This is a genomic window from Streptococcus suis (genome assembly GCF_016775005.1).
Classification (GTDB): Bacteria; Bacillota; Bacilli; order Lactobacillales; family Streptococcaceae; genus Streptococcus; species Streptococcus suivaginalis.
The window spans coordinates 1-662 of record NZ_JAEUXI010000019.1; the positions used below are offsets into that span (position 1 = coordinate 1).

A 662-nucleotide genomic window follows, 5' to 3' on the forward strand; every position below is an offset into this window, starting at 1 on the left:
AACGGTACCAACGGTCGTGACGGAGCAAACGGAAGCTCGGTTATTTCAGAACGCCAGCCAGACGGCAGTGTTAAAGTATACAATGTCTCTGCAACAGGTGAACGCACTGAAATTACTACCATCCGTAATGGAGTAGATGGCACCAACGGTACCAACGGTCGTGATGGCGCAAACGGAAGTTCTGTTATTTCAGAACGCCAACCAGACGGCAGTGTCAAAGTCTACAACGTTTCCTCAACAGGCGAGCGTACTGAAATCACTACCATCCGTAATGGAGTAGATGGCACCAACGGTACCAACGGTCGTGACGGAGCAAACGGAAGTTCTGTTATTTCAGAACGTCAACCAGATGGCAGTGTCAAAGTATACAATGTCTCTGCAACAGGTGAACGGACTGAAATCACAACTATTCGCAACGGCGTAGATGGAACCAATGGAACCAACGGAAGCTCAGTTATTTCAGAACGTCAACCAGATGGTAGTGTCAAAGTATACAATGTCTCTGCAACAGGTGAGCGTACTGAAATCACTACCATCCGTAATGGAGTAGATGGCACCAACGGTACCAACGGTCGTGACGGAGCAAACGGAAGTTCTGTTATTTCAGAACGTCAACCAGATGGCAGTGTCAAAGTATACAATGTCTCTGCAACAGGTGAGCG

General features: G+C 47.9%; 1 pseudogene. It reads left to right on the forward strand.

Annotated features, from left to right (window positions below):
- Positions 1-662: pseudogene (locus JNG37_RS09765) on the forward strand (hypothetical protein); the annotation flags it as partial.